Source organism: Senegalimassilia sp., assembly GCF_977052095.1.
In genome coordinates, this window is record NZ_CDRSTZ010000020.1 from 21,735 (window position 1) to 29,522 (window position 7,788).

A 7,788-nucleotide genomic window follows, 5' to 3' on the forward strand; every position below is an offset into this window, starting at 1 on the left:
AGCAAGAGCCTCCGCTGTCGCTCAATAGGATAAAAGCGCCCGACCCGAGGACTCGGGCTCATTCGACGAGCAAAAAGGAGGAGAAATGGGAAGGAGAACCTTAACGCGCAGGTCGTTCGCGAAGCTGTCCGCCATCACGGCGGTTGCAGCCGGTATCACCTCAGCTGCACCCGTGGGGCTGGCACAAGCTGAATCGGCAAGCGATTCCACGAACGTGAAGCGCATCCGCACCTGCTGTCGAGGTTGCGGCAAGATGGAGTGCGGCGTGTGGGTAACCGTGGAAAACGGACGCGCCGTAAAAGTCGAAGGCGACACAAGCTGCTTCACTTCCGGCGGCAACAGCTGCGCGAAATCGCAGGCGTCCATTCAGGCGGCATACCATCCCGATCGCGTGCTGTACCCGCTTAAGCGCACGAACCCCAAAGACGCTGACGATCCTGGCTGGCAACGCATCACCTGGGATGAGGCGTATGCCACCATGGCAACGAAGTTCCAGGAAGTCATGGATCGTTTCGGCGGCCCGTCCATCATGATGATGTCGGGCACGAGCCGTTGCTGGTGCATGGCGTCTTACGGTGTATTCCGTCTGCTGTTCGGCAGCCCGAATAGCGTTCACCCTTATCAGGTATGCAAGGGCCCGCGCCATTTCGCGACGCTGCTTCAGGGCGCGTACGCATTCAGCTGGCAGGCAACCACCGACCAGCCTGAAGTCATGGTCCGCTGGGGCGGCTCGACCGAGCTGTCGAACTACGACGACTCGTGCCGCATGACCGTTGATACCGCTATGCACTCGCAAGCGTTCATTACCGTCGACCCGCGTCAAACGAACCTGGGCAAAGAATCCGACATTTGGCAGCCACTGTATCCGCAGACCGACGCCGCGTTGGCGCTTTCTTGGATCGATGTCATCATTCGCGAAAAGCTGTATGACGAACTGTTTGTGAAGAAGTGGACCGATGCGCCTTTCCTGGTTTGCGAAGACATGCAGCCCTCCAACGGCCCTATCGGCGCGAAATTCCAGGCTGGCACGTTCGTCACGAAGACGCGGTTGCTGAAGGAAAGCGACCTGAAAGAAGACGGCAGCCAGTTCCGCATGATGTGCTGGGACACCATCGAGAACCGCCTGACCTATTTCGACGCGCAAACGCAGGAGTGGGAAGGCGAAACCTGGAGCATGGAGCGCTCGCTGGTCAAGGGTAAAGAAGCGCAGCAGAACAATTTGTTCCCCGGCGTGGCGCAAGGCTGGGTACCTGACCAAACCGGTTTCGGCACCGATGACGGCTTCGAGCGCGTTATTGACCCGGCACTTGAGGGCACGTACGAAGTCACGTTGAAAGACGGAACGAAACACCAGGTCAAACCAGTGTGGGAGCACTTCAAGGCGCGTGCTGCCGAATACACCCCCAAAGTCGCCGAGAAAATCACACATGTTCCGGCGGCCGATATCGAGCGAGCGGCGCGCACGTACGCAACGCGCTTGCGTCCCGAAACCGGCTACGGCAACGGCGGCATCGGCTACATGCTGGCCATCGAGCACGGCTGCAACGCCATTCAGAACAGTCGCGCGCTCGATGCGCTTGTGGGCATCACGGGAAACTGGGATACGCCCGCGGGCAATCGCGGCGGCACCACCAGCTTCCTTACACCGCAGATGGTCAACTTTGCCGGAAACGTCACCATGGGCGGCGGGACCCCGCCAGATGAAGAAACGCTTGCGAAGCTTGCAGGCGCCGATGAGTTCCCGTTGCTTAATTGGTGGCAGTACTGGGCTGACGCCAACGCGGTATACGAGCAGATTCAGACGGGCGACCCCTACCCCATCGTGGCGGGCATCGCGCAGTCAGGCGACTTTATGAACATGGCGAATTCGCTGTACAACTGGGAGTCGTTCAAGCATCTTGACTTCTTCGTGACCGTTGATTTCTGGCATACGCCGCTGTCTGACCGATCCGACTTGTTGTTGCCCTGCGCCCACTGGATCGAAGCGAACGCAACGCGTCCGTCCCAGGGTTCTTCGGGCGGCCTTGGCCTCAATGTGCAGTGCGTCGAACGTCCGGGCGAAGTGAAGTACGACCTGGATTTCGATATCGAACTGTATAAGGCCATGGGCGTGCCGTTCTCCGACGACCCCGACAATCCCTGGCCTACCGAGGAACAGTACTGCGACTGGTACGTGCGGGCAACGGGCATGACATGGAAGGAGTTCGCCGCCGAATTCCAAGAACACGGCTGGTGGGATTGCAAGGCTATGCCGCCCGAATGGAAGTCCACCTGGGGCTTTTATCGTCGCTATCAGTTGGCCATGCTGCGCCCGGACGGCAAACCCGGCATGCAAACGCCCACGGGCAAGCTGGAACTGTGGTCAACGGTCATGGAAACGTTCTACCCCGAGGAAAGCGACATTTTGCCCGATTACCGCGAGGCACCGCTTTCCCGCACCGAGCGTCCCGACTTGGAAAGCGAATATCCGCTCATATGCAATACGGGTCGACGTATTCCGGTGTACTTCCACAGCGAGCACCGTCAGCTGCCGTGGTGCCGCGAACAGTGGCCGACGCCGCGTATGGAAATCAACCCCGCAGATGCCGAGAGATACGGGATTGAGCAGGGCGACTGGGTATGGATCGAAAACGAGAATGGCAAGATTCGCCAGGTGGCCGATTTCTACGAGGGCATCGAGCCCGGTGTCATCAACTGCGAGCATCAGTGGTGGTACCCCGAGCTTAACCAATCCGGCCACGGATTCGAGCTTTCGGGCGTGAATTGCCTCGTCTCGCGCGATCTTCGCGATAGGCATTGCGCCGCATCGTATCTGCGCGGATACCCGGTGAAGATCTACAAGGCCACACCGGAGAACTCGCCGTTCGGCAACCCATGCCCGTGCGGCAACGACGGAACCGAGATTATCCACGATGCTTCCGACCCGCGTTTGAAAGAATGGGCGAAGCTTCACTACAAAGGGGGTGAATAGGAATGGCGCGGTATGCAATTGTCACCGATTTAAACCGGTGCGTCGGCTGCCTTGGCTGCACTGTGGCCTGCAAAGTGGTAAATGGCGTGCCAATCGGTAACTTCTGGAACAAGGTTCTGCGCATCGGCCCGTTTGCCAATGAAGAAGGGGCTACATTCCCCAACGTGTATACGTACTTTTTGCCGGTAGGGTGCCAACACTGTGCTGATCCCGAGTGCGTGAAGGTGTGCCCCACCGAGGCCAGCCACGTGCTGCCCGACGGCACCGTGCAGATCGACAAGTCGAAGTGCATCGGCTGCCAGTTCTGCGCCATGGCCTGCCCGTATGGCGTTCGCTATCTGAACGAGGAAGAGCGCGTGGTGGAGAAATGCACGCTGTGCGAGCAGAAGACAAGCCAAGGCGAGTTGCCGCAGTGCGTGGCACAGTGCGGCGGGCGAGCACGCTACTTTGGCGACCTTGACAAAGGTTGGGATAGCTTCGTCGGCGCTGGCAAGGTGAACCACACAGGAGACGCCTCGTACGAAAGCGTTTCGACGGAGTTTTGCAAGCTTACCGATATCGCACGCCCCTTCACCGACAGCGACGTGCATCACCTTCCCGATACCGGCAACGAACCGTCGTTCTGCTACATCCTGCGCAACCACGAGTGGAAGGGCGGTGAGTAGCATGGAACTGCAATGGCCTTTGATCTTGTTCACCACGCTGACGGCTTGGGCGTGCGGCGTGTTCGGCGTGCAGGGCGTGCTGGCCTTGAAGGGCGCCGGGAAGAAGTCGCAGCAGCTGCTGGCGGTCTTGAGCTGCGTGCTGCTTGCGGTTGGCGGGATAGCGGTGTTCTTCCACCTGCAGCACTGGGAGCGCATCTTCAACGGCTTCGGCCACATCACCAGCGGCATCACGCAGGAATTGATTGCGATCGTGGTGTTCGTGATCGTTGCCGTGGCGTACTTCGCGGCGGCCCGCAAGTCTAGCGACGGCGGGACCTTGCCGAAGTGGATGGCTTGGCTGGCGATCGTGATCTCCGTGATGCTGGCCGCGGTGTGCGCGCACTCGTACATGATGCCGGCGCGCCCGGCGTGGAACTCCGTGCTCGAGGTACTGTCCATCGTGGGCGCGGCCTGCCTGCTCGGCCCCGCGACGGTGGCCGTGGTGCTCGCCGCCAAGGGCGAGGACGTGTCCGAGCTGGGTATGCCCGCCGTCGTGGGCTCCATCATCGGCGCCGTGTGCACCGCGGCCTACGCCGCCTACGTCCAGATGAGCGCGGGCTCGTTCACCGAGGTCGGCTACTACTTCGACCCGACCCACCCCACCAAGGCCATGGTCGACGCCGGCGCCGCCATCGGCGACCAGGCGGTCCTGCTCTGGCTCGGCGCGGTCGTGGTCGGCGCCATCGTGCCCCTGGTGTGCTCCTTCCTCGCCAAGAAGAAGGGCGACGCGGCCAGCTGGAAGCTCTTCGGCGCGGTTGCCGTCGTCGCCGCCCTCGCCGGCGCGATCTGCCTGCGCGTCGCCTTCTGCGGCGCGGGCCTGAGCGTCTTCATGTTCTACTAAGGCGCCGGCGAAGTGGGGCGCAGGGACTGTCCCTTCGTCCCACTCGCGGGCGGCGCCTCGCCGCCCGGCCCGCAAAGGGGAGCGCGAAGCGCGACACCGAATCCTCGAATCGCCGCGCTCCCCGACCTGGCGAGCGGCTTGTGCCTTTGTCGGGGCAGGCGGCCCTCCCGGCCGTGCAAGATTTTGAACTTTCCAGGCTTTCGAGCTCATTCGGGCCGGGTTCTGTGCAGGAAATCGGACTTTCCGAGCTTTGAGGCCCGTCGCGAGGCTCGGAAAGTTCAAAAACCTGCACCTTTTTCCGGGCCGGACGTCACGAAGCCCGGAAAGTTCGATTTCCCGCCATCCCGAACCGCCCGCGCCCCCCCCGGAAATCGGCGACGCGCCTTTCGGGCGCTATCCAATCGGGGCGGAGCTCCGCCCTACGAAATGACCTTCACGCCGAAATCGAGAAGGCGCGCGTGCACTAACCGTACGCTGAGCAACCCCGGTTCCGTTAGCTTCTCGTTTTGCGAGCTTTTCCGCTTGGAGACACCCTTCCCCCACCCCCTTGCAAACAGGATGTCTCCGAGCGACAGGGTTCGTTAACCTCTCGCCTCTAAACGCCGGCCACCTCGATTGCGTTTGCTAGGAATTGCGTGGCGCCTTTACCGGCTTTGCTGTCGTAATAGCTGGTGAAGCGGCTGTCGGTAAGGTAGCTTTGCGCGAGCGAAACGTGCGCTGCCGGCGAGTACGCGCCCTCGCCCCATTGCATGGCAATCCATTCGCCGTGCATGCGCGCAAGCTTCGCTGCGGCGCTGCTGGTGGTATCTCCCATGGTCATGGCGGTTTTTAGCTGTTCGATGATGGCCCGCTCAAGCTGTTCTTTGCTTTCCCACGTTTTGTCATCCATGGACAGAAGCCTTTCGTTTGCGGCGTCCACTGCTTCGCTGCCGTAGCGTTCGCGCGCTTCGGCGCCGTATCACTGCTCGTTGGCGTACACGGCGCTCCAGCGTTTGAGGTGCGGCAGCACCGCGCCCATCAGCGACACCGCCTCATCGCGCGTCATGCCCGTGTTTTCTGCCAGACGCGGCGCGCAGTCTTCGATCATGGCCTCCATGGTGGTTTCGTACGTGTATGCTCCCTGCTCATAGCACCATTTGCAGAAATGCTCATCCTCACGCCCCGCAGCGTTGGTGCCATAGTCGTCGGGCGTCAAAATCATGCCGCAGCTTTCGCACAAGTGCTCGGGCATGTCCAGCAGGTGCACAATCGGCTCGTCAAGCGTCACCGCAATGAGCTTGAGCATGTCGATGCCCGGCACCACTTCGTCGCGTTCCCATCGTGAAACCGCCTGGCGCGTAACGTACAGCTTCGCCGCTAGCTCCTCTTGTGTGAGGTTGCGGCTTTTCCGCAGGTTGATAAGCGTTTTCCCGAATGACATGGCGTTCTCCTTCCCTCCGCGGAACCCGGCTTCGTTCGCCCCGCGTTCGTTATTTGATATCCCCACTTTACTGAGACGGATAGCGAATTCCAAGAAACCATTGGTTGCATTGCACGCCATTGAGCTACTGGTGCGGCGCTCGAGCCCAAACGATCGGTTCGCCAGCTCGGCCGCGCGAGACTTTGAGAGTGCGCAGGGGGCTTCACCCTGACCCCTTCGCGCTTGCCCCGCTTGTCCATCCGTCCTCAACGGTTTACCATTCTGCAGCTCTTCACACACCGTGAGGGACCTCGTCGGCCCAATAAGCGCGCATGAGATTGCAATGGCTTTGAGACCGCAGTGCTTGAACTGGGCTATAGTGTTGAGGTTCGCAATCGCGAGCGGCTTTCGCCGCCTGCGCTCACCCTAGCTAGAAAGAGTTCCATGTCCCGCATCCACACCTTAGCTCCCGGCGTTGCCGTATCCGCCGCCATCGCTGTCATCTGCTGGTTTCTTGGCCAGGCCGTACCGTTGGTCGGTGGCGCCGTGTTCGCCATTTTGCTGGGCATGGTAATCGGTACGGTATGGAAGAACAAAGGCGCGGCGGGCCCCGGCATCAAATTCGCATCGAAGAAGATCTTGCAAACCGCGGTGGTGCTGCTGGGGTTCGGCTTGCCGTTGACGCAGTTGGCGCAGGTGGGTGCCTTGTCGCTGCCGGTTATCCTGGCCACCATTTCCGCATCGCTTATCACGGCGGCTGTGCTATGCCGCGTGCTGCGCATCCCCGGACGCACGGCTACGCTCATCGGCGTGGGCTCGTCAATTTGCGGCGGATCGGCTATTGCGGCGACGGCTCCAGTTATCAAGGCCGACGACCAGGAAGTGGCGCACGCCATTTCGGTGGTGTTCCTGTTTAACGTGCTAGCCGCGCTCATCTTCCCCACGCTTGGCGACGCTATCGGCATGACGAACGACGGGTTCGGTCTGTTCGCAGGCACAGCGGTAAACGATACGTCGTCGGTAACCGCTGCCGCGGCGGTGTGGGACGGCATGCACCCCGGCGCAAACGCGCTGGATTACGCCACCATCGTGAAGCTGACGCGCACGCTGGCCATCATCCCCATCACGTTCGTGCTGGCGCTGTGGGTTTCGGCGCGCGAGCGCAAGACGGCGACCAGTGCAAACGGTACCGAGACCAAGGCGAATGCGGCATCGGGCTTCAGCTTGAAGCGGGCATTGCCGACGTTCATCATCCTGTTCGTGTGCGCATCGCTGGTGGCCACCGTTGCTGCGGCGGCGGGCATAAGCGGCACCGTGTTCGATCCGCTGAAAACGCTCAGCAAGTTCTTCATTGTAGTTGCCATGGCGGCCATTGGCTTGAACACCGATGTAGTTGGCCTGGTGAAGTCGGGCGCGAAACCCATCGTGTTAGGCGCCGCGTGCTGGATTGCCATCGCCTGCACCAGCTTAGGCGTGCAGCATTTTTTGGGATTGTGGTAAACGACAGCGCAGGCAGCTTGAACAATTGTGATAGTTGCATTGGTTAAGTGCGCTGTTCGCGAAACGATGGGTGCTCAACTACGAACAAGGCTGGAGCGTCAAGGGGTGTTGCTCGCCGGCGGGCGGGTTTTTGTTAAGAATTACGTGGTGCACCTATGACACTTTCGATTAAAACTACGAAACGCGGCTGCAGCACTTCGCCTTGCCGTCATTCGTAATGAGCTGTCGGTGGGCTTTGTTGCTCAGTCGCAGGAAGGAATTGACGGTTGATTGACAAAGCAAAGTCAGCATTTCGTGAAGTCTGGATGAAGTTGTGACTTAACCCTGACAATCCCTGGCCAGGCGCCTTGGAGGATGCTGACTTAAGTCCGTC

General features: G+C 60.6%; 5 protein-coding genes and 1 pseudogene. 4 read left to right on the forward strand and 2 right to left on the reverse strand.

Annotation, left to right across the window (positions count from 1 at the left end):
* Window positions 1-85 precede the first annotated feature (85 nt).
* The 3 genes from ACWI6D_RS05390 to ACWI6D_RS05400 all read left to right on the forward strand — a co-directional run bounded on the left by ACWI6D_RS05390 (window position 86) and on the right by ACWI6D_RS05400 (window position 4,516).
* A complete protein-coding gene (locus ACWI6D_RS05390; protein WP_449133945.1) occupies window positions 86-2,971 on the forward strand; it encodes a molybdopterin-containing oxidoreductase family protein in 2,886 nt (961 codons plus the stop codon).
* Window positions 2,972-3,057: 86 nt separating this feature from the next.
* Window positions 3,058-3,636 carry a 4Fe-4S dicluster domain-containing protein gene (locus ACWI6D_RS05395; protein ID WP_449133946.1) on the forward strand — a complete coding sequence of 193 codons (579 nt, stop codon included), beginning with the start codon at window positions 3,058-3,060 and terminating at the stop codon, window positions 3,634-3,636.
* A gap of 1 nt (window position 3,637) precedes the next feature.
* Complete coding sequence (locus tag ACWI6D_RS05400; protein WP_449133947.1) at window positions 3,638-4,516, forward strand: dimethyl sulfoxide reductase anchor subunit family protein; 879 nt, start codon at window positions 3,638-3,640, stop codon at window positions 4,514-4,516.
* Between the two features lie 595 nt (window positions 4,517-5,111).
* On the opposite strand, the pseudogene ACWI6D_RS05405 reads toward ACWI6D_RS05400, so the two are convergent.
* Window positions 5,112-5,462: pseudogene (locus ACWI6D_RS05405) on the reverse strand (TipAS antibiotic-recognition domain-containing protein); the annotation flags it as partial.
* Window positions 5,463-5,474: 12 nt separating this feature from the next.
* Window positions 5,475-5,936 (reverse strand): zinc ribbon domain-containing protein, encoded by a 462-nt coding sequence (locus ACWI6D_RS05410; protein ID WP_449133948.1) that lies wholly within the window; start codon window positions 5,934-5,936, stop codon window positions 5,475-5,477.
* Window positions 5,937-6,359: 423 nt separating this feature from the next.
* Between ACWI6D_RS05410 and ACWI6D_RS05415 the strand changes: the two genes are divergently transcribed.
* Window positions 6,360-7,415 carry a YeiH family protein gene (locus ACWI6D_RS05415; protein ID WP_449133949.1) on the forward strand — a complete coding sequence of 352 codons (1,056 nt, stop codon included), beginning with the start codon at window positions 6,360-6,362 and terminating at the stop codon, window positions 7,413-7,415.
* Window positions 7,416-7,788: the final 373 nt, after the last annotated feature.

What these genes read in the sequence shown, in the direction of transcription:
- ACWI6D_RS05390 (WP_449133945.1), top strand. Translation starts at nt 86, where the DNA reads ATGGGAAGGAGAACCTTAACGCGCAGGTCGTTCGCGAAGCTGTCCGCC.
- ACWI6D_RS05400 (WP_449133947.1), top strand. Translation starts at nt 3,638, where the DNA reads ATGGAACTGCAATGGCCTTTGATCTTGTTCACCACGCTGACGGCTTGG.
- ACWI6D_RS05410 (WP_449133948.1), bottom strand. Translation starts at nt 5,936, where the DNA reads ATGTCATTCGGGAAAACGCTTATCAACCTGCGGAAAAGCCGCAACCTC.
- ACWI6D_RS05415 (WP_449133949.1), top strand. Translation starts at nt 6,360, where the DNA reads ATGTCCCGCATCCACACCTTAGCTCCCGGCGTTGCCGTATCCGCCGCC.